This window comes from Accumulibacter sp. (assembly GCF_036625195.1).
GTDB lineage: Bacteria > Pseudomonadota > Gammaproteobacteria > Burkholderiales > Rhodocyclaceae > Accumulibacter.
The window spans coordinates 4,265,277-4,290,440 of the sequence record NZ_JAZKUG010000001.1 but is presented as its reverse complement, the minus strand read 5'-3'; the positions used below and the strand labels follow the sequence as shown (position 1 = coordinate 4,290,440).

Annotated in this window: 31 protein-coding genes; 30 read left to right on the top strand and 1 reads right to left on the bottom strand. The window is 63.4% G+C overall.

Annotated elements, in window-relative coordinates; genetic code table 11:
* Positions 1-36: 36 nt before the first annotated feature.
* Positions 37-291, top strand: a complete 255-nt coding sequence (locus V5B60_RS18870; RefSeq protein WP_332349168.1) for a transcriptional regulator — start codon at positions 37-39, stop codon at positions 289-291.
* A 3-nt stretch (positions 292-294) separates the two neighbouring features.
* On the opposite strand, the gene V5B60_RS18865 is transcribed toward V5B60_RS18870, so the two are convergent.
* The gene (locus V5B60_RS18865; RefSeq protein WP_332349166.1) at positions 295-798 is read right to left on the bottom strand and encodes a hypothetical protein; all 504 of its coding nucleotides are present in this window, start codon (positions 796-798) and stop codon (positions 295-297) included.
* 157 nt (positions 799-955) lie between these two features.
* Here V5B60_RS18865 and V5B60_RS18860 point away from each other — a divergent pair, with 157 nt between their 5' ends.
* From V5B60_RS18860 to V5B60_RS18725, 29 genes are all read left to right on the top strand, one after another.
* Positions 956-1,156 (top strand): hypothetical protein, encoded by a 201-nt coding sequence (locus tag V5B60_RS18860; protein ID WP_332349164.1) that lies wholly within the window; start codon positions 956-958, stop codon positions 1,154-1,156.
* Positions 1,157-1,158: 2 nt separating this feature from the next.
* The gene (locus tag V5B60_RS18855; RefSeq protein WP_332349162.1) at positions 1,159-1,416 is read left to right on the top strand and encodes a hypothetical protein; all 258 of its coding nucleotides are present in this window, start codon (positions 1,159-1,161) and stop codon (positions 1,414-1,416) included.
* Positions 1,413-1,592, top strand: a complete 180-nt coding sequence (locus V5B60_RS18850) for a hypothetical protein (RefSeq protein WP_332349160.1) — start codon at positions 1,413-1,415, stop codon at positions 1,590-1,592. Before V5B60_RS18855 ends, V5B60_RS18850 begins: the two co-directional genes overlap by 4 nt.
* A complete protein-coding gene (locus tag V5B60_RS18845) occupies positions 1,589-1,762 on the top strand; it encodes a hypothetical protein (RefSeq protein WP_332349158.1) in 174 nt (57 codons plus the stop codon). Before V5B60_RS18850 ends, V5B60_RS18845 begins: the two co-directional genes overlap by 4 nt.
* Positions 1,763-1,765: 3 nt before the next feature.
* Positions 1,766-2,380, top strand: a complete 615-nt coding sequence (locus tag V5B60_RS18840; protein ID WP_332349156.1) for a hypothetical protein — start codon at positions 1,766-1,768, stop codon at positions 2,378-2,380.
* Positions 2,373-2,687 (top strand): hypothetical protein, encoded by a 315-nt coding sequence (locus tag V5B60_RS18835; protein ID WP_332349154.1) that lies wholly within the window; start codon positions 2,373-2,375, stop codon positions 2,685-2,687. Before V5B60_RS18840 ends, V5B60_RS18835 begins: the two co-directional genes overlap by 8 nt.
* Positions 2,684-3,151, top strand: coding sequence for a VRR-NUC domain-containing protein (locus V5B60_RS18830; RefSeq protein ID WP_332349152.1), 468 nt, complete (start codon positions 2,684-2,686; stop codon positions 3,149-3,151). The genes V5B60_RS18835 and V5B60_RS18830 overlap by 4 nt, the downstream gene beginning before the upstream one ends.
* Positions 3,151-3,504 carry a hypothetical protein gene (locus V5B60_RS18825; RefSeq protein WP_332349151.1) on the top strand — a complete coding sequence of 118 codons (354 nt, stop codon included), beginning with the start codon at positions 3,151-3,153 and terminating at the stop codon, positions 3,502-3,504. The genes V5B60_RS18830 and V5B60_RS18825 overlap by 1 nt, the downstream gene beginning before the upstream one ends.
* A 33-nt stretch (positions 3,505-3,537) precedes the next feature.
* Positions 3,538-5,184, top strand: coding sequence for a transposase (locus V5B60_RS18820; RefSeq protein WP_332346689.1), 1,647 nt, complete (start codon positions 3,538-3,540; stop codon positions 5,182-5,184).
* A gap of 189 nt (positions 5,185-5,373) precedes the next feature.
* A complete protein-coding gene (locus V5B60_RS18815; protein WP_332349149.1) occupies positions 5,374-5,889 on the top strand; it encodes a hypothetical protein in 516 nt (171 codons plus the stop codon).
* Positions 5,890-5,968: 79 nt separating this feature from the next.
* Positions 5,969-6,565 carry a hypothetical protein gene (locus tag V5B60_RS18810; RefSeq protein ID WP_332349147.1) on the top strand — a complete coding sequence of 199 codons (597 nt, stop codon included), beginning with the start codon at positions 5,969-5,971 and terminating at the stop codon, positions 6,563-6,565.
* Complete coding sequence (locus V5B60_RS18805; RefSeq protein ID WP_332349145.1) at positions 6,562-6,801, top strand: hypothetical protein; 240 nt, start codon at positions 6,562-6,564, stop codon at positions 6,799-6,801. Before V5B60_RS18810 ends, V5B60_RS18805 begins: the two co-directional genes overlap by 4 nt.
* Complete coding sequence (locus V5B60_RS22300; protein ID WP_434735345.1) at positions 6,802-7,020, top strand: DUF7696 family protein; 219 nt, start codon at positions 6,802-6,804, stop codon at positions 7,018-7,020.
* Between the two features lie 380 nt (positions 7,021-7,400).
* On the top strand, positions 7,401-7,970 hold the full coding sequence (locus V5B60_RS18800) for a terminase small subunit (protein ID WP_332349143.1): 570 nt from the start codon (positions 7,401-7,403) through the stop codon (positions 7,968-7,970).
* On the top strand, positions 7,933-9,555 hold the full coding sequence (locus tag V5B60_RS18795; RefSeq protein ID WP_332349141.1) for a terminase: 1,623 nt from the start codon (positions 7,933-7,935) through the stop codon (positions 9,553-9,555). Before V5B60_RS18800 ends, V5B60_RS18795 begins: the two co-directional genes overlap by 38 nt.
* A 2-nt stretch (positions 9,556-9,557) precedes the next feature.
* Positions 9,558-11,729, top strand: coding sequence for a hypothetical protein (locus V5B60_RS18790; RefSeq protein ID WP_332349139.1), 2,172 nt, complete (start codon positions 9,558-9,560; stop codon positions 11,727-11,729).
* A gap of 280 nt (positions 11,730-12,009) precedes the next feature.
* On the top strand, positions 12,010-12,252 hold the full coding sequence (locus V5B60_RS18785) for a spike base protein, RCAP_Rcc01079 family (RefSeq protein WP_332349137.1): 243 nt from the start codon (positions 12,010-12,012) through the stop codon (positions 12,250-12,252).
* A gap of 220 nt (positions 12,253-12,472) precedes the next feature.
* Complete coding sequence (locus V5B60_RS18780) at positions 12,473-13,429, top strand: hypothetical protein (protein ID WP_332349136.1); 957 nt, start codon at positions 12,473-12,475, stop codon at positions 13,427-13,429.
* A 54-nt stretch (positions 13,430-13,483) separates the two neighbouring features.
* Positions 13,484-14,761: a N4-gp56 family major capsid protein gene (locus tag V5B60_RS18775; protein WP_332349135.1), complete on the top strand. Its 1,278-nt coding sequence runs from the start codon at positions 13,484-13,486 to the stop codon at positions 14,759-14,761.
* Positions 14,762-14,826: 65 nt separating this feature from the next.
* Complete coding sequence (locus V5B60_RS18770; RefSeq protein ID WP_332349133.1) at positions 14,827-15,309, top strand: hypothetical protein; 483 nt, start codon at positions 14,827-14,829, stop codon at positions 15,307-15,309.
* 62 nt (positions 15,310-15,371) lie between these two features.
* Positions 15,372-15,806: a hypothetical protein gene (locus V5B60_RS18765; RefSeq protein WP_332349131.1), complete on the top strand. Its 435-nt coding sequence runs from the start codon at positions 15,372-15,374 to the stop codon at positions 15,804-15,806.
* A complete protein-coding gene (locus V5B60_RS18760; RefSeq protein ID WP_332349129.1) occupies positions 15,803-16,447 on the top strand; it encodes a hypothetical protein in 645 nt (214 codons plus the stop codon). Before V5B60_RS18765 ends, V5B60_RS18760 begins: the two co-directional genes overlap by 4 nt.
* Positions 16,448-16,457: 10 nt before the next feature.
* A complete protein-coding gene (locus V5B60_RS18755) occupies positions 16,458-17,072 on the top strand; it encodes a hypothetical protein (RefSeq protein WP_332349127.1) in 615 nt (204 codons plus the stop codon).
* Complete coding sequence (locus V5B60_RS18750) at positions 17,065-18,900, top strand: hypothetical protein (RefSeq protein WP_332349125.1); 1,836 nt, start codon at positions 17,065-17,067, stop codon at positions 18,898-18,900. The genes V5B60_RS18755 and V5B60_RS18750 overlap by 8 nt, the downstream gene beginning before the upstream one ends.
* A gap of 300 nt (positions 18,901-19,200) precedes the next feature.
* Entirely contained in the window at positions 19,201-20,439 is a 1,239-nt protein-coding gene (locus V5B60_RS18745) for a hypothetical protein (RefSeq protein WP_332349123.1), read from the top strand.
* Positions 20,436-20,948, top strand: coding sequence for a hypothetical protein (locus V5B60_RS18740; protein ID WP_332349121.1), 513 nt, complete (start codon positions 20,436-20,438; stop codon positions 20,946-20,948). Before V5B60_RS18745 ends, V5B60_RS18740 begins: the two co-directional genes overlap by 4 nt.
* A gap of 10 nt (positions 20,949-20,958) precedes the next feature.
* Positions 20,959-21,732: a hypothetical protein gene (locus tag V5B60_RS18735; protein WP_332349119.1), complete on the top strand. Its 774-nt coding sequence runs from the start codon at positions 20,959-20,961 to the stop codon at positions 21,730-21,732.
* Between the two features lie 21 nt (positions 21,733-21,753).
* A complete protein-coding gene (locus V5B60_RS18730) occupies positions 21,754-23,319 on the top strand; it encodes a hypothetical protein (protein WP_332349117.1) in 1,566 nt (521 codons plus the stop codon).
* A 3-nt stretch (positions 23,320-23,322) separates the two neighbouring features.
* Positions 23,323-25,158 (top strand): hypothetical protein, encoded by a 1,836-nt coding sequence (locus tag V5B60_RS18725; RefSeq protein ID WP_332349116.1) that lies wholly within the window; start codon positions 23,323-23,325, stop codon positions 25,156-25,158.
* The last annotated feature ends 6 nt before the right edge of the window (positions 25,159-25,164 follow it).

Below are 25,164 nucleotides of genomic sequence, written 5' to 3'. Positions count from 1 at the left end.
TTGACACCAAAAATCTACACTCGTAGAATTATTTGCATGAGCGAAATCCACAAGGCAATCGAGATCATTGGCGGGCCGTCGAAAACGGCAGCCGTTCTCGGGGTCAGCCCGCAGGCGGTGTGTTTCTGGAGAGACGGCAAGCGCCGATTCCCGGCAGAACTGTGCGCCGCCATCGAGCGCGCTACCGGCGGCGCTGTCACCCGTAGGGATCTGCGACCGGACGATTGGGCGCGAATCTGGCCTGAGCTGGCCGACGCCAATCACTCGGCGCCCGTCGAGGAGGCGGCGTGAGCCCTAAGCCATCCAATGGCGCGCTGGGCGTGAGTCCGACGTGCATTCCTTCGTCGATTCCATGTATTCCACGTGGCAGAGAGGGCAGCCATGACAGATAGTGGTGTGGCTCTCGTGTCGGATCAAGACGGCCTTTCGGCCAGCATCGAAGCACGGTTGGCACAGGAGGTGACGGACCTCCGTATGAGTCGCGGACGGCACGTCCAGAACCTTGTTGCGATATACGAAGACGCCGGCGGAGAGTTCGACAAGCTCGTAGCGGCTTCTGTCCTCCAGCAACTTCTCGGCGAGTCGCAAGCTCTCCTTCGCCTTTCGCAGTTCTTCCTGGAGAGCTATCAGCTGCGACTGATGAGAGAACAGCGAGTCCTGAGCCCTGAGGATCTGGTCGTTGAGTTGCGAAACCGTGGTTGCCCACGCGTTGAAGTCCCTGATTCCGACGGCGGCCTTGGCGATGTCCTTGGCGGCATTCAAAGCGCTGACGGTGGCGCCGATGTATGAAACGTCCATGGTTGTCCCTTTCGGTGGATCGGTCGAGTGGCATCACCATTCTATCGAACTGCGGACAACCGCCAATTCCTTCCTGCCCACCCGGCAACCCCAGCCGGGCTTCGTCGGCCGGCGCGTGAGCACTCCGCGTCGGCCGGCATTTTTTTGAATCTTCGAGATGCCCGAAATCCGCTTTGATGCCGCCGCCGAGACCGTCGCTGTGATCGACGGCTATTGCTCGGCGACCGGCAAGTGCAGGACGGCGGTGATCAATGCGCTGCTGGATCAGTGGGCGAAGCAGAAGTTGCATGAGGCCAGAGTAGTGGTCAGGGTTGCCGGCGACAAGCCGGTGGTGGTGGACCAAGAACGGAGGAAATGACGGTGGCGGTGGACTTTGAAAAATTGGGCGAGCTGATCGACGGCTACGGCGGGATCTCCGCTGACGATCTGTCGGCTCTGCCGGTGTTGGTGGATACGCGCGACGAAGAAATCGCGCTGCTGAAGGCCGAGATCGGTCGCCTGCGCACGGCTTTGGCGCAAGTCGAACTCGTGCTGATCGGGCTGCGCGACGGCCTGTCGGTCACAGCCCTGAGCGGAGCGGACGGCTGCGACGACCTGCTTGGAGGATCGGGGACATGAGCGGCGAGAACGACAAGCAGGTGCTCGATCTTGCGCGCTATCTGCACTGCATCCTGGCCGACGTCCACGACCTGTCGGACCCCAGGTCGACGACTCCGCGGCAGAACATGGAGAGCATCAGGACCAAGGCGGCAGCCGGTCTCAGGGAGGCGAAGCGCCTGGGGGTGCTGTCATGAATGGGCCGTATCTGAGCGAAACGCCGGAGTTCAAGGCGACCGTGCGCCGCAAGCGCATCGAGTCGGTGGTCTGCCTGCCGGTGCGCATCGTGAACGCCGCGCTCGGTGGGTACCTGGCCGAACTGCGGCACATGCTGAACGCGCCGATCTACCTTGGTCCTGGTAGGTAGACGATGGCCAGGTCATCAGACAAGCCGCGCAACCTGCCGCTATCAGCGGCTCTCGACCGCCTGATTCCGTTCGACAGGAAACTGCTCGAGATGCGCGATGCCGGCATCCCGTACAAGGAAATCTCGCGTCAACTTGGGCGCCACGAGCGGATGCTGACCTCGCGCATCACGGCGCTGCGCCAGCTGCCGGCGACCCTGAGCGACGAAGAGGCGGCTCGACGGATTGAGGCAAGCGGTAAGTCGGTCGGAGCCGCGGTGCCGAAAACTCCAGAAGAGATGTCGCGCGACGACCGCGAGCTGGTGCGCATGTACCGCGACGGCATGACCCTGGTATCGATCGGGATCGAGCTCGATCGCAATCCGAAGACGGTCTCGTCGCGTCTGATCCGGCTGCGCAAAGCTCTCGGTACAGACGTGGTGCCGCTGCTGAATGATGTTGAGGCAAAGGTGATTCGCGCCTCCAAGGGGGCGGCACAAACGACGGCGGAAGAGATCCCGTGCATGTGCTGCAGGCGGCCGTTCAAGTCGTGGGACAAAACGAGAAACCGGATTTGCTCCTCGTGCAAGTCGTCGCACGCGTCTATCGACCACTCGCCGGAGGCAAGGGTATGTGCGTGAAAAGGCGCGTCAGGCAATTTTCTCGGCAGCATGCGCTGCTCACGGCGGCGCAGCAGTGGGCGGCTTGCTGGCGGATGTACAGGCTGATGCGGATGCGGCAGAAGGGCGAAGCGTGAGCCTGTTCAACACCCATCCGCTGGCGCTGGCAGAGTTTCGCCAGCGCACCGACAGGAACGTCAGAAAGGCGTCGACCGTTACGGCATACGCATACAAGTGCAGGAAATGCTTGGGCGAACTGAAATCTACGGCCGGGCGAAGGAAATATCAGCTCGGCGGATGGATATGCCCGGAGTGCGCAGCGAAATGACCATGCGCCGCCGTTGGACAGACTACCTGGCTGAATCGGCCGTGCAGCCGCCGCTCGTGCCGCCGTCCGAGATGCCGGCGCAACCAAAGCGGCGCAGGCCAGGCACTGTGCGTCGTCTGGAACCGCCAGAAATCGACATCCAGCGGGCCATTCTGCGCGCGCTGTCGCTGCATCCTGCCGTGGCGCGGATCGAGCGCATCAATGTCATGGCCGGGCGCCTGGTCGGCAAGGACGGGAAGCCGTCGCGGTTCATCCGGTCCTGCGCAAAGGGCCGCGTCGATCTGGACGGATTCTCGAGCGACGGCAAGGTGATCGCGATCGAAGTGAAGCGGCCTTCGACACGCAGGACTGTGACGCTGGAGCAGCGCCAGTATCTCGATCAGGTGGCGTCGGCCGGAGGGCTGGCCGGGGTTGCGTGCTCGGTTGAGGAGGCGCTGGCGATCGTGGAAGGAAGATCAACCTGATGGCCCGCATTCGCACAATCAAGCCTGAGTTCTGGACATCCGAGCAGGTGATGGAACTCTCGCCGCTGGCGCGATTGGCCTTCATCGGCCTCTGGAATTTCTGTGATGATCGGGGCGTGCACCCGGCATCTCCAAAGACGCTCAAGGCCGAGGTGTTCCCGGCCGACGACGTGACCGCCGCCCAGGTGGAGCAGTGGGTGGCCGAGATGGTCAAGCAGGGCCTGCTCCTCGAGTTCTCCGCTGACGGCAGAAATTGGTGGTCCGTCACCGGCTGGCACCATCAGCTCATCAATCGTCCATCAACCTATTTTCCTCAGTTGACACTCGCCAAACCGGCCGAGACCGTGATGTGATGCGGGTTTCAGCCGAGAAGGGGGGATCACCCAATGGGTGAAGAGCATTTCGAGCAAAGAGCGGTGGTGGTGGCGGTTCAGAACGCGCTGAGCGCGCCGGGTGCCGTCGTAGCAGAGACCTTGCGGGTGACGACACCGGGGGGCCGCTTTCAGGTTCGCTGGGACGAGGGTGGCAGCGCCACGGCGCTGGGGCAGCTCGCGTTCTTCGCGGAGTTCCTGGAGTTCTCGGGGTTGTTCGAGCGTTGGCTGGAAGGCTGCCCGATGGCGTACACGAGCCCGAATGCGCCGTCTGTGCGCAATGTCCTGGGCACTTGGCTGCTGTCGATTCTGGATGGACAACGCCGTTATGCCCATGTGACGGGACTGCGCAGCGATGGGGTGGCGCCGGAGATCCTCGGCATGAGCGCGATCATCAGCGACGAGAGTCTGCGGCGTGCGCTCGCGCACTTGGCGCCCGCACCGAAGCGCTGTTCCGAAGCGGAGCGTCTGGAGCGAGAAGCTCGTTTGGCGCGGACCGGCGCCTGGATGGAAACGGCGTTGAGCGAGAGCATTCTAAAAGCCTTGTGGACGCAGTGGATTCTCGACATCGACACGACGGTCAAGGTGCTCTATGGTCATCAGGCCGGGGCGGAGATCGGTTACAACCCCGTGAAGCCCGGTCGGCCAAGCCATGTCGTTCACACGTACTGGATCTCCGGGATGCGTCTGGTACTCGATGCCGAAGTCCAGAGTGGCAAGGCCATCGCAGGGTGCCACGGCTTGCCGCGACTGCTCGAAATTCTCGGCCGCCTACCGCCCGAGGCGCGTCCGCGTCTGGTACGCGGCGACATCGGCTTCGGGGTCGAGCGGATCATGAAGGAACTGGAAGCGATCGATCAACCCTACCTCTTCAAGCTACGGCAAAGCGCGGGAGTGGTTCGCTTGATCGAGCGTCTTTGGAAGAACGGTGACTGGCAGGATGTCGGAGCTGGCGAGCAAGCCGTGGAGGCCAAGCTCCAGCTGATGGGTTGGACCTGCGCCCGACGGGTGGTGGTGGTCCGGCGCGCCCGCCAGAAGCCGGAGACGACCGTCAAAGCGCGCGCGCGAAAGGCCGGCAAGGGCCAGGACAGACTCCCGTTCGGCAACAGCGAGGAACTCGCGAAGAACTGGGAGTACGCCGTTCTGGTGACCCACAGCGATTACGATCTCGCGGCCCTCGGACAGTTGTATCGTGATCGGGCCGACTGCGAGAACGGCTTTGACGAGCTGACCAACCAGTGGGGGTGGGGTGGCTATACGACGCAGGATCTCGAGCGCTGCAACCTGTCGGCCCGAGCCGTCGCTCTGATCTACAACTGGTGGAGCTGGTACGTTCGCCTCGCCCATCCGAAGACTCGCCGGGAAGCCATCACCTCCCGCCCCTTGCTCCTCTCTGGCGTCGCGCGCCTCACTCAGCATGCCGGGCAATCCCGCCTCCTGATCACGCTGACCCATGCCGCCGGCGATCAGATCAAAGCGATGATCGCCTGTGGCCGCAAGGCTTTCGAGACGATCAGGGCAAATGCGCCACAGTTGACCAAACCGGAACGCTGGGCCGCTTTGGTACGCTACATCATCGAGAGAATCCTGGCCGCCAAGCCGCGCAAAGAGGTGCTCCCTGCGTTGCCAACCCTGCTCTTGCCGCTTCCCGACAGCGGCTAACAGAGGAAAATAGGATCAACGTCCCGCTACCCCGAGCCGCCGCGCAACGCGCCGCAACCCTCGGCCGCCGGCAAGGACGACGCTGATTCAGTGAGCACAGCCGTTGCAGCAGACCATTCCGATGCGGCCTCTCACGCAGAACTCAGTGACGACTCACGGAGCACTCACGGAACACTCACTGAGTCCTCAGTGAGTCCTCACGGAGTAATCAGTGAGGACTCACTACCGGAAGGGAAGGGAAAGGAAGGGAAGGGAAAGGAAAGGAAAGGAGAAGAACAAACACCGGCGCAGCCGGCAAGTAACCCGGTACAGGCGCGACCAGAAAAGCCGGCGGCTGTCGCCGCTGATCGTTTCGACGCCGCGGATTTCCTGATCGAGCACGGGGCAGACCGGCAGACCGCCGCCGATTTCCTGACCCTTCGCAGGGGAAAGAAGGCGGCATCGACGGCTACGGCGATGCGGGCCATCGTCAGGGAGGCTGGTAAGTCCGGGATGGGCCTGCAGGATGCCTTGACGCTCTGCTGCGCCAAGGGTTGGGCGGGATTCGAGGCGGGTTGGGTTGGCCAGCAAGCAAGGGCCGGGCCGCGGCAGACGACCAACGACCAGCGCAAAGCAACTCTCGACGAACTCACCGGGCGCAACCGCCATGCAGCCGACAAACCAAACCCTCGCGACATCACAGCCGAAGTCATCCGCATTGCCTGAAGAGTGGATCGAGCGCCTCTTCGCCCGCTTCGAAGCGATGTACGGCGCCAAGTTCGCAGACGCTTGGAAGAGCTGCGACTTGCGCAACGTCAAGATCGTTTGGGCGGAAACGCTCGGTTCCCTCAGCCGCGACGAGCTATCCGCCGGCATTGCTGGGTGCATGACCAGGGAATGGCCGCCGACACTGCCTGAGTTCGTGAAGCTATGCCGGCAGCCAGACCCGAGCGCTCCGGGCGGACACCCGACGGCGAACGAGGCGTGGGCACTGGTTCTGTCGTCCCACGACGAGGCGGAAACGGTGGTCTGGACCGAGCAGATAGCTGAGGCCGCTGGGATAGTTCAGCCGATCCTCGACGCTGGCGACGAGGTGGGCGCGCGCATGGCCTTCCGGGATGCCTATGAGCGGATTCTGCGCGAGCGGCCAGAGTCCCCCAGGTGGTTCCCGAGTCTCGGCAGCGATCCGGTGCGCCGGCAGGCGGCACTTGATCGCGCGGTGGCAAGCGGGCGATTGAGCAGCCAGCACGCCGCTGGATTGTTGCCCCCTCCGATCAACGCAAAGGGCGCTTGCATCGCCGGCTTGATCGGCGGGCCGCCCGCTCCGATGCCGAATGATCCCGAATTCAGGCGGCGGATCGCTGGCCTTCTGCGGCAGCTCAAGGGTGGTGAGGCGGCATGAAGCGTGACGCCGATATGAAGCAACTTGCGACGCCGAGCATGGACACGCTCGATCCGCTGGAGTGGGCGAAGCGACTGCGGTCGCAGTGGGCGCTCGATTTCCTGCGGCGCGGCGCTGAACTCGGCGACAGCCAGCTTGCTGGCATTCTCTCCGGTCACAAGTCGTCTGGCGTCTGCGACGAGACCGGGCGAAATCTTCGGAAACGCTGGGACGGCCTGCAATGGGTGGCGGCGTGAATGTGCGGGTCTAGGCCATGCGACTCGCCGTCGTGCACCTGGAGCGAGGCGCACAGAGCCCGCTGCGAGGCCCGGACCGTCATGCGGTGGCCAGCGCAGAACCGCAAGGCGTACTACGCGAAGGTGGCGGAGAAGCGCGGCGACGCTGCGGCGCGACAGCTCGTGGCGGATGTTTCGACGGAATGGAGGATCGGCGGTGATCGGTTGCAACGGGCTTGACGAGCGTTACGACGCCGGCCGGCGGTCCCCGGTGGCATGTTGTTCGTGCAGGGTGACCGGGCGGTGAGTTGTTCAGCCATGACGCACGATCCATACAGCCTCGCCGCCCAGCTGTCGGCACTTGCCACAGCGCATCGCGTGCAATCCGGAGAGAGCGCATACGGCAAGGTGAGCCCGTCGCAGACCACTGCGACCGGCATGGTTCTCGAGTACCTGCGATCGGAGCCCGTGTTCAGGAGGCAGTGCGAGATCCGCTGCGCTCTCAAGCTCAAGCACCCGTCGGTGGCCTGGGCCCTCCTGTGCCTGAGACGATGGGGTTTGGTCGATGCGGTGCGGGATGTGGCCAGGAACCCGCGTTACATGCGGTATCGGGCAAAGACATGAGCCGGTTCAACGAGCATGGTTTGACGGCGCAGCAGGAGGAGTTTGCTGTGGCCGTGGCTGCCGGGTCGAGCCTGTCCGACGCGTATCGACAAGCGTACCCGCGGTCATTGCGGTGGGCGCCAGAAACGGTTCACGAGGCTGCCAGCAGGATGGCGGCGAGTTACAAGGTAAAAGCAAGGACTGCCGCCTTGCGTGCCGCAGCAGCAAAGGCTTCGACCCTGGAAGCCGCCCGTGTGCTGGACGAGATCGCGAAGCTGGCGCACTCCGACGTGTCCGGGATCATGCACCCGGACGGGCGCGTGAAGTTGCCGCACGAGTTGGATGCTGCGACACGCGCAGCGGTGGCGTCCTTCGAGATCGACGCGAACGGGCGGATCAAGTACCGGTTCTGGGACAAGAACGCGGCGCTGGAGAAGGCGGCCAGGCACCTGGGCCTGTACGAGAAGGACAACGAGCAGCAGGCTACGCCGATACGCGACATGCTCGCGTCGCTCGGCGGCAAGGTGATTGTGCCGAAGAAAAGCCACGGTGACCGGCAGGAGCCAAGCGGTGCCAGCAGCGAGTAGCCGGCAGCCTGGCGACGAGCTGTTCGACGCTGAGAGCATCGAGGCGATACGGGAGATCCTTGACGACCCGGACATTCGCCTGAGCCGGCTGTACTGGATCATCACCAAAGGCGAAGACGATCATGATGAGTTGGTAGTCCGTTTCGATCCGAACGTCGTGCAGCGCAAGCTGTTGGCTAAGCTGTGGCATCGAAACCTGGTACTCAAGGCACGCCAGCGTGGCATCACTACGCTGATGGCGATTCTATGGCTCGACACGGCGCTGTTTTCCACGGGGCCGGTTTACTGCGGGATCATCGCCCACGAGCGAGAGGCTGCGGAGGAGATCTTCAGGACGAAGGTCGTGTTCGCCTACGAGCACCTGCCGGCCTGGTTGAAGAAGGAATTCCCGCTCGAGAAGAAGACGGCGACGGAGCTGGTCTTTGCGCACAACGGCGCGACGATCCGGGTCGCGACATCGATGAGGTCGGGCACGATCCATCGGCTTCACGTCAGCGAGCTGGGGAAGATCGCCGCGAAGTATCCGTTCAAGGCCCGGGAGGTGCTCACCGGCTCGATTCCGGCCGTGCCGACGTCCGGCGTACTGGTGGTCGAAAGCACCGCCGAGGGGCAGGACGGGGCCTTCTACGACCTCGCGCAAATCGCCAAGGCGGCCGCTGACGCGAGGCGCCCGCTGACCGAGAAGGACTACCGCTTTCATTTCTTCTCGTGGTGGGACGCCGACGAGTATGAGCTCGATCCGGGCCTCGTCGTCATGACCGATCATGACCAAGAGTATTTCCGGCGCGTCGAGTCGATCATCGGGCGCCCGATCTCGCTGCGCAAGCGCGCGTGGTACGTGGCTACTCGGCGATCGGACTTCGCCGACGAGGCGCCGCTGATGTGGCAGGAGTACCCGAGCTATCCGGACGAGGCCTTTTCCGTGTCGATGGAAGGCTGCTACTACGCGACTCAGATCACCACGGCGCGCCTGCAGGGCCGCATCGTGCCGAGTCTGCCGCGCGTCTCGGCTCCGGTGAACACCTTCTGGGACATCGGCAAGGACGACATGACGTGCATCTGGTTCCACCAGCGTGTCGGGCCGGAAAACCGGTTCATCCGGTACTACGAGGCAAGCGGCGAGGATCTCGACCACTACGCTTCCGAGCTGCAGAAAACCGGCTTCATTTTCGGCACCCACTACCTGCCGCACGAGGCGGACCACAAGCGGATCGGCCGAGACGCGGACCACAACCAGAGCATTCGCGAGATGTTGGAAGAGTTGCTGCCCGGTCAGCGCTTCAGAGTGGTGCCGCGGGTGACGCAACTGATGGCCGGGATACAGGCGACTCGCCGACAGTTTGCGTCGTGCCTGTTCGATGAGTCGGGATGCCAGCAAGGCATCAAGCGGCTATCGGGATACCGCAAGCGCTGGGATCGCGCGCGAGGTTGTTGGTCGGACGATCATGAGCACAATGACGACTCTCATGGCGCGGACGCCTTTCGGCAGTTCGGACAGGTGGCTGATCGGGGCGACACGTTCGTTGTGGCAACGGTTTCGGAGTCGTCGCGGTCGTCAAGGCGCACATCGGATTGGAGGTTGTAGGGATGGCAGGCAGAGGTGATGGCGTCGAACTGTCGCTGGAGGAGTTCACGCAATTCCTCGACGAGATCCGGGATCAGCCGGCGTGGCGCACCAAGGCCGACAAGGAGATGGACTACTGCGACGGCAACCAGCTCGACAGCGAGATCCTTGCCCGAATGCAGGAACTCGGTATTCCTCCGGCGGTAGAACCGCTGATGGGACCGACGATTGACGCCGTGCTCGGGCTCGAGGTTCGGAACCGCGGTGACTGGAAGGTGCTCCCCGACTCGCAGGATGACAGCGATGATGTCGCCGACGCACTCAACTACAAGCTGCACCAGGCTGAGGCGCGATCCGGGGCCGATACGGCGTGCTCCGAAGCATTCGCGCCGCAGATCAAGGTCGGTCTCGGGTGGGTTTACGTCGGCCGCGAGCAGGATCCGTTCAGGTACCAGTACGTCGTCGAGGCGGTCCATCGCAACGAGATCTTTCACGACTGGTTCGCAAAACCGGACCTGAGCAACGCGCGCTATCTGGTGCGGCGCAAGTGGTTCGACCGGCGGATCCCGAAACTGATGTTCCACGACAAGGCGACGTTGATCGATAGCGCGAGCTCCGGGTGGCTTGGACTCGACTACAGTTCGCTGACGCTGGATGGCGGCGATTCGGCGCAGTTGTACGCCTCGGCCGATCAGGAGCGCGGATGGACGATTGAGGAGCAGGAGTGGCGCGACCTGCACAACCGCCGCGTCTGTCTGTTCGAGGTCTGGTATCGCCGCTGGGAGCGCGCGCTGGTGATCAAGTCGCCGGATGGCCGGGTGGTCGAGTACGACAAGCGCGATGCGATGCACCAGCTCGTCGTCGCCGAAGGCGCGGTCGAGTTGGAGTGGGCGATCGTGTCACGGGTCCGGCTGGCGTGGTGGATGGGGCCGCACAAGCTGTCCGACGGGCCGAGCCCGTACCGGCACAACAAGTTCCCCTACGTTCCGTTCTGGGGCAAACGTGAAGACAGGACCGGCGTTCCATTTGCCCTGGCGCGCGGGATGATGTACCTGCAGGATCAGATCAACGCCTTGCACAGCAAATCGCAGTGGATGATGTCGGCGCGACGCGTGGTGCGCACCAAGGGCGCCGTCGTCGGCAGCGAGGAGCAATTCCGGCAGGAGGTAGCGCGGCCAGACGCCGACATCGTGCTCGACGACAAGGCGATGCGCGACGGCGGTCTGTTCAAGGTCGAAACCGATCTGCAGTTGACGCAGCAGCAGTTCCAGCGCCTACAGGACTCCCGGGACGGTCTGCGCAGGGTCGGCGGCATCTATTCCGAGTTCCAAGGGCAAAACTCCAACACGACCAGCGGCGTGCAGTTCAACTCCCAGGTCGAGCAGAGCAATCAGAGCCTGGCGGACATCCTCGACAACTTCAAGACGGCCCGGGCGGCCGTCGGTGATCTGTTGCTGTCGCTGATCATCGAGGATGGCATCGGCAAGCAGGAGTCGGTGTTCATCAACGGCGGCGGGATCCGGCCGGACAGGACGGTGATTCTCAACTCGCCGGCGACCGACGACCAGACCGGAGTGCGGTATCTGAACAACGACATCGAGCGCGTCAAGACCAAAGTGGTGGTCGACAACGTTCCGTCTGCGGCGACGTTCAAGCAGCAGCAGCTCGCGGCGATGTCCGAGGCGTTCAAAGCGGCGCCGGCACAGTTCCAGCCGCTGATGCTGCCGTTCCTGTTGGCGCTCATGGACATCCCGAATCGCGAGGATCTCATCCGGGCCATCAAGGACGCCGGCGCCAGCGCCACGCCGGAGGAGGTGCAGGAGCAGATCAGAGCGGCCGTCGAACAGGCGCTGATCAAGGCGCGGTACGAGCTGGAAATGCAGAAGCTGAACCAACAGCAGCCGCTGATCGACGCACAGGTTCAAAAGGTCGTAGCCGAGGCCGCGACAAAGGCCGTCGAGGGATTCTTCAGCGCGACGCAGGCGGCGAACCAGATCGCCATGATTCCCGGCGTCGCTCTGTCGGCAGACCAGATTCTTCGCTCCGCGGGAATGCCCGACCACGACGCAGCGCCGTTGATCGCCCAGGCGCCAGAAGGCGCCGAGGTGGCCAATCTGCCCCAGAACACGTCGCCGCTGTACCCGGCGAACCCTGATGTCGGCATGCGATCGGGGATCGAAGGAGGCGAGGCATGAGCGAGACGTATCAGGGGCACATCGATCGTCTCTGTGTGACCGGGCCGCCGAATCGTTTCCCGACGACCGACACTTGGAAGCTTTCGCACATCGAGTCGCGCGGGCACATCTGGGGGACAGAAGCGTCAATCGACGCGCCGGAGGCGTTGGCGGCTGGGTCTGTTGTGGCATACGGTTGGCCGTGGCCGACTCTCCCCATGCCAAACGTTTTCTATCGGCCAGCGAGCGGAGTCGATAGGGACGGCCGGATGGCAAGAGCAACCGAGCAAAGGAAAACGCTATGAGCAACGTGAGAACATCGAGTTCGGCCGTCCGTTACGGCGCCGTGACGCCGAGCGATAGCACCGACTTGCAGTTCAAGCGGCTGTACGTCGGTGGCACAGGAAACGTCGTCGTCAAGAACGCTGTGGACGGGGCAGCCGTGACGTTTTCTGCCGTGCCCGCAGGCGCGCAGCTCGACGTCTCTGGCGGCAGGGTCATGGCCGCTACGACCGCGACCAACATCGTCTGGATGGACTGGTAGCGCTTCCTATCATGACCGGCGCGCGCTATACATAGCGCAGCCGGAGTTCAGCCGGCAGAAAGCCCGCCGTGATGGCGCGCGAATCCGCAGCAGATGGAGGTCTGGCCTCTCGGGGCCAGGCCATTTGTAGCAACCACCGCTCACATCCCGCTTCACGGCGATATGTGACCGGATAGCCTGCCGTGAGGGCAGGCGACTCCCGTAGATGGAGCGCGTAGCAATGAGCAAGGACTTCGACTACTTCCTGGCGCATCCGGAAGAGTTCGAGCAACTGAGTGCCGAAGACCAGGCCAAGTTGGCAGAGGGCCAGTCAATCGAGGGCGAAATTTCCAGCGTTCCGCCCGACGCTGCGGCAGAAGATGAGACGAACCCGGAGCAACAGCAGGTCGATCCTGCGGAAGCCAGCAGCGATCCGCCGGAAGCACCAGTCGTGTTGGCCAAGGACGGAAAGCACACGATTCCGTTCGAGGAGCTTCAGGCAGCCCGAGAGCAAGCCAGGTACTGGCAGGCGAGGGCCGAAGAGGCTCTTGTCCAGCGGCAGGCCGAGACACCCATGGAGCCGGCAACGACTCCGCCCGTCGATCTGAAGGAACTGCGCCGCGAGCTGCGCGAGGCGGTGTTCGCTGACAACGAAACGCTCGAGGCCGAGATTCAGGAGAAGATCGACGCCGAGTTGACGCGCAGGGCCGAGGAAGCGGCGTACCAGAGGATCGAACGCCGTGATGCCGAGGCCAGGCAGCGCGCCGCAGAACAGGCGGTGGAGGCTGCTGCGGCCAAGGCGATCGCCGACTATCCGTTCCTGGATCACACCGGGCAGCAGGCGAACCACGAAGCCATCGCTCAAGTGCAGGCGCTGAGTGCCTTGTACGCGAACAACGGCTCGCCGCCTGACAAGGCGCTCGCGGATGCGGTGGCCAAAGTGGTCAAGATGTACGTCGATCCGCCCCCGCCGAAGCCCGACGCCAGCGGGGCCGGAGACATCGAGGCCAAGGCCGCAGCGGCGATCGCCAAGGCCAGGTCTCCCGCTCCGAACAGCATGTCGGCGATCCCGTCTGCGTCCGTTCCGCACCACGACGAGGCCGAGGCGATGCTCAACATGAGCCCGGCTCAACTGTCCGCGAAGTTCTCCAAGATGACACCGGACCAGATCGAGGCCGCCGTGTCACGAATCCTGTAACCGACGAAAAGCCCGCCGTGATGGCGCGCGAATCCCTTTAGCTGGAGCTACACAATGACCACCACAGCCATCCCATACGGCGCCCCGCAGGCGATCAGTCTGCAGTCGGTTGCTCTTTTCTCGGCGTGCATGCAGCGCCTCACCATCCTCAACCGCCTGGCCGGCAAGATGCCGACGCAGGACGAGTCCGAAGACAAGTTGCGGTTCCACACGTCGAACGACTACCCGATCGTGCGCTGCAAGGACCTCTCCCGAGGCCCAGGCGATGAGATCAAGTTCGACCTCGTACAACCGATCGGCGGCAAGCCGATCATGGGCGCCGCATACGCCGAGGGTAACGGCGACCCCATGGACTTCGCGTTCGACTCACTGCGGATCAACCAGTACCGCAAGCCGATCAGTGGTGGCGACTCGATGTCGCAGCAGCGCACGCCGCATCAGTTGCGCAAGCTGGCCAGGGCTCAGGCGCTCAACTTCATCAAGCGCTACGAGGACCAGTCGGCGCTGGTGCATTTGGCCGGCGCACGCGGCTCCGACTACAACATCGAATGGGCTGTGCCGCTGACCTCCGACCCCGATTTCTCCAGCATCATGATCAACCCGGTTCGCGCGCCGACGCGCAACAGGCACTACCTGGCGTCGTCCGGTTCGCTCAAGAAGGTCGTTGCGGCCGGTAACGAGATCACGATCGCCTCGACCGACACCATGACGGCCGATGTGATCGACGCGCTGCGCACCAAACTCGACAGCATGCCGTTGCCGCCGCAGGGGGTCCGGTTCGACGGCGATCAGGCCGCCGATGATGCCCCGCTGCGCGTGCTGCTGGTGTCGTCCGAGCAGTACACATCGATCGTCCAGAGCACCAACTTCCGCACCTTCCAGGCCAACGCGATGGCACGTGCCGGGATGGCCAAGAACCACCCGATCTTCATGGGCGAGGCCGGCCTGTGGAACGGCATCCTCATCGTCAAGATGCCGAAGCCGATCCGGTTCTTTGCCGGCGACAGCCTGCGCTGGTGCGCGTCGACGTCAAGCCTCACCGAGACGGCAACGGACCTCGTGCCCGCGGCGTTCGGTACGACGTTCGCCATCGACCGGGCGATTCTGCTTGGCGGGCAGGCGCTTGGCGAGGCGTTCGGCAAGGCGCGCAAGAGCGGTGACTCGTACTTCTGGTCGGAGAAGGAACTGGACCACGACGACAAGCTGGAAGTGCTCGTCGGCGGAATCGGTGGCAAGTCGAAGATTCGCTACCTGATGGACTTCGGGTCTGGCATGGAATACACCGACCACGGAGTCATCGCCATCGACACTGCCGTCAGGCTGGTTCCGTAACCAGGGCGAACTGATCAACCGGCGCGCGGTAACGAAGCTGACCGCGCGCCCAGAAGGAGAAACACATGGCAACAGTCACCAAGAAGTACATCCGCCAGGCTCGCAGTCACGGCGGCGTGCCGTATGGCAACGTCTGGCGGCAGCGGTACAACATGACCACCAACGCGAGCGGCGTCATCGTCGATTCGGACCAGGCGACGGCCATCCTCATCAGCGACGTGGTTCGCCTGGGCATCATCCCGGCCGGCACCGAGCTGCAGAACGCCGAGTTGATCATCTCGGACGCATTCGCGGCGTCCACCACCTGCAAGATCGGGTTCCAGTACGTCGACGGTGTCGATTCGACCGCCGTGCCGCAGAACGATGCCTTCTTCTTTGCCGCTGGTACGGCTCTGTCGGCTCTGGCCAGGCTGGTCAACTCTGCGACCGTTGCGCCGGTGGTTCTGCCCAAGAACGCATACCTGGTCCTGACCAATGCTGGCGCCAACCATTCGGCCGCCGGCATCCTCGACGTCATCGTGACCGGCCAGGTCGTCGGCGCGCCGTAACCATCGAGGCAGCTTGTCGAGCAGTCCGGATGCTCGGGCTGCCCGATCCTAAGGAGTTCAGCATGCAAGATGTGGTCAATGTCGTCGGCGCGTCGAGAGTTGTCGCCACGCCGGTAGAGTACATCGGCAAGACCGACGAGTACCTGGATGCGCTTTACGGCACCGGGCTGTGGGTCCGCGGACAGGTCAAGGCAGTCATCCCTGAAGTGGCGGCGAAGATGCTGGTTCACATCGACCAGTACGTGAGAGCCGATCCGGTATCTGCGGAGCCCACTTCGGATGGTCTGGATGAGCCGATTGGCCAGGTCGCTGACAAGCGGGAGAGGGCCGATTCGCCGGAGCAGTCGGTCCGCGACTCGATCGCCACAATGGACCGCGATGGGCTGCGCAATTTCATCACCACCAACTACCGGGCGCCTGTCGACGGGCGGAGCGGCGTCGCCGCGTTACGCGAACAGGCCGTTCGCCTGGTCGATCAGTTCGGGATTGCCGGATGACGCTCGCCGAACTCACCCGCGCGTTTCGCGTCGATGAGCGCGACACGAGCACCCCACCGAACTGGTCGAATCTCGATCTGACGCGCTGGTTCAACGAAGCGGTCGAAGAGGCGGCGATTCGCAAGAGCCTGCTGCGCGAGACACTTCACCTGTTGCTCATCCCCGGCGATTTCGAGATCGCGCTGCCGGCGCGGGTCGTCGAGGTTCGCACCGCGAGGATCGTTGAGGGCGCTACGACGTACTGGCTTTCTGCGTCCGATCGCTACGAGCAGGACCGGCTGCTCCGCGACTGGCGAGACACCATCGAGCGGCCTACCGCCTTCATCCACGACGATTCGTCGATCACGCTCAACCGGATCGTGGCGGTGTACGCGGAGCTGAGGCTCGAGTGCTATCGCACACCGGTCAATCCGATGGCGGACGACTCTGATGAGCCGGAGATCTCCGTCGCGCATCATCGTCGGCTGGACGGCTGGGTTCGGTACCGGGCCTACTCTGTTCCGGATGCGGATTTCGGGGACAAGAAGCGGGCCGACCAGGGGCTCGCGGACTTTGAAGACTACTTCGGCCGGCGGCCGGATGCGGACCATCGGCGCAACAACAACGCCAATCGGCCGCACAGAGTGAGGGCATGGGTGTGAGGTCAGCGCCGTGCTGAGCAAGCTCAAGCTTTCCGTGCGCAAAGGCGCATCCGCCGACATCCCGCTGCGCCTCGAAACCGGAACGCTATCCTTCGCCGCAATCTCGGCAATGGCGAAGTCCGCCCCACTGCGCGTCACTGCTCCCGGCCACAACATCCCGGACGGCTGGTACGTGGCGATCGTCGACGCGAAGGGCATGACGGAACTGAACGCCGTGGATAGCAATTCGATCCGGGACAACGAGTTCCATCGCGTCACGTGGATTGACGCCGATACGGTCGATTTCGATGGAATCAGCTCGGCGAACTTCAAGACCTACACCAGCGGCGGATACCTGGCGTTCTACGCGCCGATGAGCTTGACCAGCTACACGTCTGCCCGCATGGATGTCAAGACGCGCGTCGGCGGCGATGTGATTCTGGCGCTCAACACGACGGACGCGACGCTGGAGATTGACGCCGCGACGAGTACGGTGTGGATCAGGCTGGAAGATGACTCGCTCGACGCTGTTCCAGCGCGGGATTACGTGTTTGATATCGAACTTGTCAGTGCGACAGCGGTGGATGCGATCTGCTCGTCCGAGTCTGCGCTGACTGTGCTGCCGGAGGTGACGACAAGTGTCTGATGGCGTTCGTGTTCGCGTCAGTATCCCTGGAGCCCCGATTTACACACCAGGGATCCCAGGAGCGCACGCTGCGACACACGCAACAGGGCAGCCTGATGCAATCTCTCCGGCCAGCATTGGCGCTGCGCCGACAATCCATGCTCACGTCGTCAGTGATGTAACAGGGCTGTCAGTTTCCCTTGCCGGCAAGCTCGACTCGACCGATGCCGCCCTCGGCGCCGCGATCGCCGGCGCCAGCAGCAAGGCAACGCCGGTAGACTCAGACAACCTCCTGATCGCCGACAGCGAAGCCGGCGGCGTAGGAAAGCGGGCAACCGTGGGCTCACTGCTCGCAGGGATGCTGGCTGATACCAGCACAGCGCACGCGGCCGCGCATCGCAGCATGGGGCTGGAGTCGCAGAAATTGCCGTTGCCGAGAAATCGGCAGATAGCCGCATTCGGCAATCTCGATCTTGCAGCCGCAACGGTTCCGTCTGGCGTCGTCATGACCACAGAGGCCGACGCGAACGAGTTCGGCGGGTTCGTCCTGAAGTTCACCATGTCAGGCGCGGTGTCGTCAAAAGTCGTCATCATCCCGGTCAAGACCGACCTGGCTGCTTACCCGAAAGCTCTGCCGACTGTGCATTTTCGGCTGAAATATTCGGATTTGACGACGAGGCTGTATGCTGGCCTGGCAAATGACGCCGCTGCGGCAAACCGAGTTTACTGGATCATCACGGAAGCGGCGACAGTCAAGACGCCGTTCGGAAATCAGGGGCCTGATCGTGCGGCGAGGTGGATAGATCAGTACCGCACTTATATTTGCAGCCCCTACCGCAACAAATACACGGCAGGGAGTCCGGCGACGTGGGGCCAGAGCGCCCCGGAATATGAAGTCAAGGCTCTGCATCTGACGATTTCCTGCTCTGGAGCCGCGACAGTCTATCTGTCGCGAGCGTATAGCCCGGAATGGGACAAAGCCCGGTTGATCGTTCAGGGTGATGGCGCGTACCAATCATTTGTGGATGAACTCGGCGACGCGATGCTTGACGCCGGCCTTCCTGGAGTCTTGTCCCTCATTGGTCGCGAGCGCGTGCCGTCCAATGGCGACTGCGACGCGGCAGACTTGCCGCGGTATGAGCAAGCCGGCTGGGACATCATTCAGCACGTTTCTGCGGTGCCAACGATTACCAGCATCGGTGCCGCGACGACAGCGCAGCAACTCACCGAGTATCTGGCGAGAGGTGACGCTGCGTTCGACCTGTTCGGGCTGAGGCGCTCCCGGTTTTCCACTCAGTACCAGAATACGAACGAGAAAACGACGACGCTGACGGACTACGCGACGGTATTGCAAAACTACGGGATTCTCGGCGCGCGAGGAAAAGTCAATGACCCGGAGTTCGGCGTTCAACCGTGGAACGATTTGACAAGTTTGTGGAATCTCGACCTGAACATCGTCACTCCGCAGGGGTACATCCCGGTCAACGGAAAGTACAACCGCTTTTATCATGCCGGCGGGCAGTACGGCGGCTTTGACCTGAAAAACACCTATGCTGCCAGCAGCGTCAAAACGTTGGTCGATCTGTGTGTAGCCGGGAAGGAGTTGGGCTGGGTCTATTTCCATCGGTTCTACGGAGATGCGGGCAGCCCGCCGGATGACGGAAACAATACGATCAACTTCGCGACCGAGTTTCTGCAGGCAGTATTGACGCTTCAGGCAGCAGGTCAGCTTGATCTCATTTCTCTGTCGACTCTGGAAGCGTCTACGTATTCCCGCGAGGGGCCTATATTTCTGCGCTGGGACGGAGAATGGTGCCTTGCGGCTAACCCGGCCAAGGTGGCTTTCTGATGCTAGCCATCACCGAAAACGTGATACTCGCGGGGTTTTGATGATGCCCGTCCACTACCGCGACCTCACCGTCAGCTACCGCGACCCCGGCATCACCTACCGCGGCCTGCGGCCGCTCCACCTGGTACGACCCGAGTGCCACGCTTGCCCTGCGCAACCCGGAAACCGGCGCGCTCACCGGCCAGACGATCACCCACGGCGAGCTCTACGCCATCCTGTGGAGCCTCGCGATGGAATCCGCCGCGCTGCAGGATGCGTCCGAAGCAGCAGTGAGCGCCCCGTGATTCGAGAGGAAGCAGGATGAACGCAGGAATTCGTCCCCTGTCCTTCTCTGGCTGGCCATCGGGGATGGACAACATCCACGCCGACCACGAGCTCGACGCGAAAACGCTCCGCCGGGCGGTCAACGCCGACGTGCTCGAGTCGGGCAAGATTCGCCGGCGCAAGGGGTTCTCTCCGTTTCTTGCCGAGCCGGGCGCGCACAGCCTGTGGGCGAGCAGCTCGGGCGCCGCTTTCTTCGTTTCCGGGCAGTCGCTTTGGCGCCTGTTCGCAGACGGCACGAAGGAGGCGATCACCACGCTGGCACCGAACAGCGGCCCGCTCTGCTACATCGAGGTCAACGGGCGCGTCTACTTCAACTCGGCGGCCAGCCGTGGGCGGATCGATAACAGCCTGGCTGTCGTGCCTTGGGGCGTCGATGTACCGGTGTCGCCGCCCTTGATGGTGCAGGGACCGGGTGCGCTCGATGCAGGCACCTATCACGCGGTCATCACCTACGTTCTGGCCGACGGCCGGGAGTCGGGCGCATCGGTATCGTCGAGCATCACGCTCGCGTCGCCGGCGGACATCGGGTTCTACGGGCTGCCCGTGCCATCCGATTCGGCCGTCGTCGCCAAGCGCCTTTACCTGACGACGGCGAACGGCGAGGCGTTCTTTCGGGTTGCCGAGGTGGCGGCTGCGGCAACCCTGTCGACGCGCGGATCGTTCGGTGCGGAACTGCGCACGAGACACATGACGCCGCCGCCCTACGGGTCGGACATGGACTACTGCCTGGGGCGGGTCTGGATCGCCAGGGGCAACACGGTCTTCGGCACCGAGGCGCTGGACTTCGACCACGTCGACCGGCGCAGGCAGTTCTACCAGTTCCCGGCCGACGTGTCGCTGATCGCGGCCGCGGCGAGTGGGATCTACGTCTGTGCCGATCAGACCTACTGGATCGGCGCTCCGGGCACTCCGGAAGCCAGCATGCGGACGGTGTTCGGATTCGGTGGGGTGCCGCGGTCGCGGGCGATCATTCCGAGCACTGGTGATCCGATCTGGTTCTCCGAGCGAGGGGCCATCGTGGGACTGGACGGCGGCCAGGCGTCGATCGTCGCCGAGAAACGGATCGCCCCCGGCGACATGAGCGGCGCGGCCTCGCTGGTCCGTGAGAAGGACAGCCTGCGTCAGTTCGTCGTCGTCGGCAACAACGCGCAGGCATCGAGCCTGCAATGCGGCTCCTACGCGGAAGCCGAGATCATCAGGAGAAGCACACCATGAAACACGAGCGATGCGGCGCCATCCTGCGCGTCGGTTTCGAGCACGTCGTCGAGCACATCCGCAACGGCAAGCTGATCGATGTCGAGACCGTCCACAACCTGGTCCCGACCGAGGGGCTGAACCACATCTTGAACGTGGCGCTGCGGGCCGGCTCTCCGACGCCGAACTGGTACGTGGCGCTGTTCGAGGGGAACTACACGCCGGTGGCCGGACTGACTGCGGCGACGTTCCCGTCTGCGGCCACCGAGTGCACCGCTTACGACGAGGCGAACAGGGTGCTGTGGGTGCCGGCCGCGGCATCCGGCGGAATCGTCACGAACGCGGCGAGCAAAGCGGTGTTCACCATGAACGCGACGAAGACCGTCTACGGTGTTGTGATGTCGTCCCTGCTGACCAAGGGCGGAACGACCGGCACCCTGGTATCTGCCGTGCGCTTCGCGTCGTCCAAATCGGTCTTCGACGACGACCTGCTGCAGGTGACCAGTTCCATCACGATGACCAGCTCCTGAGAGGCACGCCATGACCATCAAGCTTTCGACCGCGGCCAGAAATTTCCTCGCCGCGGGTGGTTCGTACAAGGACATGTTCCAAAACGGGCGGATGGAGATTTACAGCGGGTCGCAGCCGGCGAACGCCGATGCCGCGGTGACCGGAACCCTGCTGTGCACCATCACCGACAACAGCGCCGCGCGAACGGCAGAAGTTCTCGCCACAGGCAGCGTCACGCTCACCGGTGGCGCATCCGGGTCGCTCAACACGCTCACCGTCAACAGCGTGGACATCCTCGGTGGGGCAGTGCCGTACAACACGTCGCTGACCCAGACCGCGGCCGATATCGCCCTGCAGATCAACCGGAACAAGTCGAACGTCGAGTACACGGCCACGAGCAGCGGGGCGGTGGTCACGATCAAGGCGCTCCCCGGGACCGGAGCAAGCCCGAACGGATTCGTGGTCGCGTCGACCACGACGACGCTCACCAAGACCGACAGCAACATGGCCGGCGGCGTGAATCCGGCCAACGGCCTGAAGTTCGGCGAGCCCTCGAGCGGCGCCGTGTCGAAACTGGCCTCGCAAACTTGGTCCGGGGTGAATGCGTCGTCCGGCACCGCCGGGTACTACCGCCAGTACGGCAGTGTTGCTGACGCGGGATCGCTGGACTCGGCCGCGGCGTTCTTCCGCGAGGACGGATCGATCGGCACGTCCGGGGCCGAAATCAACATGACGAGCACAGCCCTGACGAGCGGTATCGCAACCTCCATCACCTCGTTCCAGCGCACGATGCCGAACGCCTGATTGATCTGACCGGCGGCCAACATGACTATCTCCTTCGTCAACTCGGCGGCCTCGTTACAGTATTTCGGCAACGACATCTCGTTGACCCTCCCGTCTGGCGTCACGGCCGGCAATCTCTTGCTCGGGTTCGTTGCGTCAGGATCAACAAGCGGGACGCATACTTGGCCCGCCGGATGGACGAAACTCGACGGGCAGCAGCAAGCGTCGTACGGCTACACGTCGTTTGCGTATCGGATCGCTGACGGCTCAGAGACAGCGCCAACCGTTACCATCCCAGCCAGCACCGCGGCGAATGGTGTGATCTGCCAATTCTCCGGGGCGTCCGGTATCGGTGCCGCATGGCAAAAGAACGCCGGAGCGGTTGCTGGGGAAAGCGTCTCAAGCATCACGTCTACCGCCGCGAATTCGGTTGCGTGTTACTTGTGGTGGGGGCAGGGAGGGGCTGCCAGCGAGCGCCTGCCTACTCCGTCTGGTTGGTCCAGAGAAGTTGCCGCCGACAGCTCTACAGCAGGCGGCAATTTCCACATTGATGTTGGAACCAAAGCCCTTGGGGGATCCGGTTCAAGCTCTGGCTCCATATCGGAAACTTCCGGCCGGAGTTATTGGCACCTCTGGAACTTTGAGCTTCAAGAGTCGGCGCCGCCAGCCACCGGTACCAGTTCCGTCACGCTCGACAGCATCACCGGATCAGCAACCGCGTCGTCGGGGAACGTGTCCGTCGTGCCCCTGGGCGCCATCACGGGAAGCGCAGGCGCCATCACCGGGGCGGGGGGCTCGTCGAGCGCGAGCCTTTCATCGATCACCGGTAGCGCCACCGCGATCGGCGTCGCCGCGGTGTCTGTGGACAGCGGCGTCTCGGTCGCCACCGGCCTGATCGGCGAGCCGCTGCGCCTGGCGTTCGCTGATTCCGCCGTTCTGGCTTCGTCCAGCGCGTCGTCGCCGGTCATTCTGGTTGTGCTGGCCGACAGCTCTGTGCTCGCCGTTCATACGGCGTCGGCCTATCGCCTTCTCGATGTCGCCGTCGACAGCAACTCGGCGCTGTCCACCTCGGCGCCTGTCGCAGCGGTGTACTCGGTGTCTGCTGCCTCGCTGGTCTCCGTGCTCACCGGGTTGCAGTTCGTTGCCGACTTCACGGATGGATGGGCCTACAACCTCAACACGGGCGCGGGCAGTTTCTACGAGGGGTTCCGCTTCAACTCCTTCGCCCTGATCGACGGCGAATACTACGGCGCCAACGAGGCGGGCATCTTCCGCCTGGGCGGCGACGCGGACGACTCGGTGCCGATCGACATGACGATCACGCTGGGCACTTCCAACCTCGGGTCGTCCCGGGTGAAGCGCGTGCCCACCGCCTACGTCGGCGCGCAGAGCGACGAACCGCTTGTGCTGACGTGCCGAGTCGAGGGGCAAGAGTACAGCTACACGTTCTCGAGGGCCACGGCCACCATGGCCCCGGCCAAAGTGCAGATCGGCAAGGGTCTGGCCGGCGTCTATTGGCAGATCGAACTGAGCAACACGGCGGGCGCCGACGCAGAGATCGACGCGCTGGAGCTTCTCGTCGCGCCAAGCGACCGGAGGCGGGTGTAGGCCATGCAGGGGCTGCGAGTCGTCAGCCGCGACGGGTCTGCCGTCGGCCAGGACGAGATCGACGCGGCGCACAGGGTGGTCGCCACCTTTGGCGGACGGACGTTCGGCACGCCGTCAGCGACGGACGACGCCACCGGCGTCAGGGTGGAGTATCACGCGCACAAGAACATGGCCATCGTGGAGCCGGCCGGCGTCGACTACCGCCTGGTGTCGTTCCCGAGCCCGTGGCCGGGAAAGAAGCTGTCGGTACATGGCGTGCTCGATAACGGCTTTGGATCCCCATACTATGAGGCGACCGCAATTGTCTGCCTTGACGACGGGGAAACGATTGCCACGTTCCCCTATGACACCAGAGACGAAAGACTGATCAACGGCTGGGACGGGTCCACCTCGATTCAGTTCTATGACTCGAACTTGTACGATCCAGGGAGACCGTTCGGATACGTGCCGACGCGGGCAGTCACATTCGCTGTGCCGGCGGACTGCGTTTACTCCAACGGAGAGGACCAGGTGCCGAACATATTGAGCCAAGCCGGATGGACCGACGCGCAGTTGTCCGAGTTCTGCTCGCGCATGCTAGACCGCAGGTCGACGTGGTCAGAGGCGATGACCAGGGACACGATGGCGTTCGACTTCGCGGGGGAGCCCGATCTGTGGCCGAAGTGGGACGCGGTGGTCAAGGGCAACCATCCTGCTTCGATCAAGCTGCAACGCGTATTCGGACCAACCGATATTCCGCTGATCGAGGAGGTTATTGAGACCGTCGTGTCTGACGATGCCACAACCGATTCAACTAGCGGGATCTGGGCAAAGAACGTACGCACGACTCAGAAGAAAAGGGATGTTTCGCTTCGTTTCAAACTGACTGACTCTGCCGGGGCTGTGTCTGATGTGGTGGAGACACATTCTGGGACGTGGACATCAACAACAACAGAGTACCAGGCGGCATGGAAAGAAGTATCTGACCCCACAGAGGACTTGTTCTCGTCCGTGTTCTACTCCAACGTCTACGACAACTGGTACACGAAGCACTCAGAGGCTGCCATCGACCAGGATACCCCGCAGACAAGCGGTCCGATCCTGTCAGACATGCACGCGCACGCAGCCGGGTCGCTGCCGAATACACCTGGCACCCTGTGGACCGGGAGCGAATCCTACTCCGACCGGTCACCAGCCGCATACTGTTTCTCCCAGGGCTTCGCCAACCCGCCCATAGTGTCATCCAACGACATCACATGGGCGGCGCCGGCCATCATCGCCGAGTACCTGCGCCTGCTGACCATCCGGAAAAGCTCGCTCGCAGGGTTCGACAATCGGTATCCCGGGCCGCAACCGGAAAGCTTCCATCTGTTCACTGCCGCGGCATCGGTGCGGCGCGTGGACGCAATCCTCTTCGGCGCCGTTCGGTCTGGGAGGAGCCTGGGCATGTACTGGCAGCGCGACTGGGATGTCGATCCGGCAGACCACCTGATCGACGGCGTCGACATCTACGGGATTCTGCGCATGCGGTGGGACACAGCACGCGGCAGGCTGGTCGTCGTCGGCATGACGCCCGTGCAGTCTCCCAACCCATCTGATCCGCCAGGAACGCCAGCCCGGGTCATGTTCACGGCCCCGGTCCCACATCTCGGCGCGAACGCCATCTTGCGGTTCTCCGGGCTGAAGCATCTGGACATGCGCGCCCGGGCGAAGACGTTGCGCGGGTACCTGCGGGAAGACCCGCCGGCGCACGCTTCCGAGGTCGCGGAATTGCTCGGTACGAACTGGTCAGCGAACCCGGAGCGCGACGCGGTACAGACGATCGTCGCCGGAATACTGGCGGCCATCGGAGACTTGTAGAGAGGA

What these genes read in the sequence shown, in the direction of transcription:
- V5B60_RS18870 (WP_332349168.1), top strand. Translation starts at nt 37, where the DNA reads ATGAGCGAAATCCACAAGGCAATCGAGATCATTGGCGGGCCGTCGAAA.
- V5B60_RS18865 (WP_332349166.1), bottom strand. Translation starts at nt 798, where the DNA reads ATGGACGTTTCATACATCGGCGCCACCGTCAGCGCTTTGAATGCCGCC.
- V5B60_RS18860 (WP_332349164.1), top strand. Translation starts at nt 956, where the DNA reads ATGCCCGAAATCCGCTTTGATGCCGCCGCCGAGACCGTCGCTGTGATC.
- V5B60_RS18850 (WP_332349160.1), top strand. Translation starts at nt 1,413, where the DNA reads ATGAGCGGCGAGAACGACAAGCAGGTGCTCGATCTTGCGCGCTATCTG.
- V5B60_RS18845 (WP_332349158.1), top strand. Translation starts at nt 1,589, where the DNA reads ATGAATGGGCCGTATCTGAGCGAAACGCCGGAGTTCAAGGCGACCGTG.
- V5B60_RS18840 (WP_332349156.1), top strand. Translation starts at nt 1,766, where the DNA reads ATGGCCAGGTCATCAGACAAGCCGCGCAACCTGCCGCTATCAGCGGCT.
- V5B60_RS18830 (WP_332349152.1), top strand. Translation starts at nt 2,684, where the DNA reads ATGACCATGCGCCGCCGTTGGACAGACTACCTGGCTGAATCGGCCGTG.
- V5B60_RS18825 (WP_332349151.1), top strand. Translation starts at nt 3,151, where the DNA reads ATGGCCCGCATTCGCACAATCAAGCCTGAGTTCTGGACATCCGAGCAG.
- V5B60_RS18820 (WP_332346689.1), top strand. Translation starts at nt 3,538, where the DNA reads ATGGGTGAAGAGCATTTCGAGCAAAGAGCGGTGGTGGTGGCGGTTCAG.
- V5B60_RS18805 (WP_332349145.1), top strand. Translation starts at nt 6,562, where the DNA reads ATGAAGCGTGACGCCGATATGAAGCAACTTGCGACGCCGAGCATGGAC.
- V5B60_RS22300 (WP_434735345.1), top strand. Translation starts at nt 6,802, where the DNA reads ATGTGCGGGTCTAGGCCATGCGACTCGCCGTCGTGCACCTGGAGCGAG.
- V5B60_RS18800 (WP_332349143.1), top strand. Translation starts at nt 7,401, where the DNA reads ATGAGCCGGTTCAACGAGCATGGTTTGACGGCGCAGCAGGAGGAGTTT.
- V5B60_RS18790 (WP_332349139.1), top strand. Translation starts at nt 9,558, where the DNA reads ATGGCAGGCAGAGGTGATGGCGTCGAACTGTCGCTGGAGGAGTTCACG.
- V5B60_RS18785 (WP_332349137.1), top strand. Translation starts at nt 12,010, where the DNA reads ATGAGCAACGTGAGAACATCGAGTTCGGCCGTCCGTTACGGCGCCGTG.
- V5B60_RS18780 (WP_332349136.1), top strand. Translation starts at nt 12,473, where the DNA reads ATGAGCAAGGACTTCGACTACTTCCTGGCGCATCCGGAAGAGTTCGAG.
- V5B60_RS18775 (WP_332349135.1), top strand. Translation starts at nt 13,484, where the DNA reads ATGACCACCACAGCCATCCCATACGGCGCCCCGCAGGCGATCAGTCTG.
- V5B60_RS18770 (WP_332349133.1), top strand. Translation starts at nt 14,827, where the DNA reads ATGGCAACAGTCACCAAGAAGTACATCCGCCAGGCTCGCAGTCACGGC.
- V5B60_RS18765 (WP_332349131.1), top strand. Translation starts at nt 15,372, where the DNA reads ATGCAAGATGTGGTCAATGTCGTCGGCGCGTCGAGAGTTGTCGCCACG.
- V5B60_RS18760 (WP_332349129.1), top strand. Translation starts at nt 15,803, where the DNA reads ATGACGCTCGCCGAACTCACCCGCGCGTTTCGCGTCGATGAGCGCGAC.
- V5B60_RS18745 (WP_332349123.1), top strand. Translation starts at nt 19,201, where the DNA reads ATGAACGCAGGAATTCGTCCCCTGTCCTTCTCTGGCTGGCCATCGGGG.
- V5B60_RS18740 (WP_332349121.1), top strand. Translation starts at nt 20,436, where the DNA reads ATGAAACACGAGCGATGCGGCGCCATCCTGCGCGTCGGTTTCGAGCAC.
- V5B60_RS18735 (WP_332349119.1), top strand. Translation starts at nt 20,959, where the DNA reads ATGACCATCAAGCTTTCGACCGCGGCCAGAAATTTCCTCGCCGCGGGT.
- V5B60_RS18730 (WP_332349117.1), top strand. Translation starts at nt 21,754, where the DNA reads ATGACTATCTCCTTCGTCAACTCGGCGGCCTCGTTACAGTATTTCGGC.
- V5B60_RS18725 (WP_332349116.1), top strand. Translation starts at nt 23,323, where the DNA reads ATGCAGGGGCTGCGAGTCGTCAGCCGCGACGGGTCTGCCGTCGGCCAG.